At 38.4% G+C, this 2,223-nt stretch carries 2 protein-coding genes; both read left to right on the top strand.

From position 1 onward, the window contains the following. Positions 1–92 precede the first annotated feature (92 nt). Complete coding sequence (gene rluF / locus HMPREF0083_RS08540; protein WP_021620827.1) at positions 93–779, top strand: 23S rRNA pseudouridine(2604) synthase RluF; 687 nt, start codon at positions 93–95, stop codon at positions 777–779. A gap of 534 nt (positions 780–1,313) precedes the next feature. After that, positions 1,314–1,964: a glucosaminidase domain-containing protein gene (locus HMPREF0083_RS08535; protein ID WP_209421077.1), complete on the top strand. Its 651-nt coding sequence runs from the start codon at positions 1,314–1,316 to the stop codon at positions 1,962–1,964. The last annotated feature ends 259 nt before the right edge of the window (positions 1,965–2,223 follow it).

The raw sequence follows: 2,223 nt of genomic DNA, 5'->3' as shown, positions 1-2,223 counted from the left end.
CTTCCACCTTATGGATAATCAACAGGCGTGATGATACAATAATAAAAATGGATATGATTTTGAATCATCGTAACTAAAGAAGGGATTTCCGAATGAGAATTAATAAGTTTATTAGTGAAACCGGCATTTGTTCAAGACGGGAAGCTGACAAATGGATTGAAGCAAAGCGAGTAACCATTAATGGCATCCCTGCTGAACTTGGCAGTACGATAGTGCCAGGGGATGATGTCCGCATTGATGGCAAGCCAATCGGTGCCAAGAAAACAGCGATCTATATCGTATTAAACAAGCCGGTAGGAATTACATGCACAACAGAAAAACATGTAAAAGGAAACATTGTGGATTTCGTTAATCATCCAGAACGCATCTTTCCAATTGGTCGGCTTGATAAAGATTCCCAGGGATTAATCCTGCTAACGAACGATGGAGACATCGTTAATAAAATTCTACGTGCAGAGAACAATCATGAGAAAGAATATATCGTGACAGTAAATAAGCCAATTACCTCTTCTTTTGTACACGGTATGTCCAACGGGGTAAAAATTCTTGGTACAAAGACAAAACCATGCAAGGTAACTCGTATTGACGATCGAGTATTTCGCATCATTCTAACGCAGGGGCTGAATCGCCAAATTCGGCGTATGTGCCAAACTTTTGGCTATCAGGTGAAACGGCTTGAACGCATCCGAATTATGAATATCAAAATCCATGGTTTAAAGATAGGGCAATGGCGCAATCTAACCAATAAGGAACTCAGTGAATTAAAAGCAAATCTGTAAAAGCTTTAACATCTGCAAGATGAATATATCATTAATAGTTACTGATGGAGGATTGACAGTTAATTGCAGCTGTCAATTCTCAATTGTTAACTGTTAATGATATTCGAGCCACAAAAGCAGGGCCATTAGAGTCTCTCATCCCCTTCCTCTATATCATAGAGTATCCTCCTGAATCAACTCTCCATAAACCAAAACTCTCATTAAAATCAGAACACATATCATATATGCATGACATTCTTCTCTCTTTGCGGTAAAATACTGTTCGTGCACTTACCAATAAAAGTGTCTTGTCCTCATCATCGCTACAACTCTCCCTCAAATTAGTCATAGCATAATATCTTATAAAGACACAGCTTTTACTATTCTATCTTTCATAATAATAGAAAAATGTGAAACTAAAGGGAAGGAAAGGAGTCTAATTAAAAGTAGAAAAACTGCACGCTATTTTTTTATGTTTTACAAGAATCTTACTATCAAAAGGAGGAACGATGTACAACACCTTTATTTTTTAATAGGAATTGTACGAGAATGTATATGTTAAAAAAACTTACACTTACTACAGCTGCTATCAGCCTTATGTACATAGGTGGGGCAATTACAGCTTCTGATAAAAATATCGCATATGCCGAAAACAATACAGTACCTGTTGCTCCTGCATCACTACAATCACCATCAGAAGGAAAACAACCTATACTGGGAGCATCGGTAGCTACAGAAGAACAGCTGCTTGCCTTTGCTCGTTCGGTAAATCCCGATTTTCCTGCCGATCTTCCTAAGCTATACATAGAAATCGGGAATACATACGGAATACGTGGAGATATCGCCTTTTGTCAAATGATTAAAGAAACCGGCTATCATCGGTTCGGTGGTATTGTAGATGCAAATCAATACAATTATGCCGGAATTGGCGCTGTTGGAAACAGTAAAACGAACAAAGGAAACTTCTTCCTATCACCGGAGGAAGGTGTACGTGCTCATATCCAGCATTTATATGCCTATGCCAGCACTGATGACCTGCCGGAGGGTGAACCACTTGTTGATCCTAGATTTAATTATGTGACAAGGGGCATAGCACCAAATTGGCAGAATTTGAATGGCAAATGGGCCGTTCCAGGGAAAGGCTACGGAGAAGAAATACTGAAAATCTATTCTAAAGTGCTCAGTACATCCGCTGCTTCAAAGTAAAGCACAAACAATCTGAAGCAAGGCATTGGCAGTAGCCTATCAGTAGCTATAAAAAACCACAATGTGTTTTGCGGTTTTTTATAGCTATTCTTTTCTTTATCGTGTTCCAATGGACAGTAAAGCTCTAATACGTACAATTAACCATTAATAGGACATAAAGAATCCTAAGCTGATGAGAGTTTCATATCATCATCATATTACCCTTTTACTCATTAATTAAATCTACTTTAACTTCCCTCCGAAAGAAGTCTCCCACTTC

The sequence above is a fragment of the Aneurinibacillus aneurinilyticus ATCC 12856 genome (assembly GCF_000466385.1).
GTDB classification, from domain to species: domain Bacteria; phylum Bacillota; class Bacilli; order Aneurinibacillales; family Aneurinibacillaceae; genus Aneurinibacillus; species Aneurinibacillus aneurinilyticus.
The sequence above is the reverse complement of the archived record's forward strand: the minus strand, read 5'-3'. Positions and strand labels throughout refer to the sequence as shown.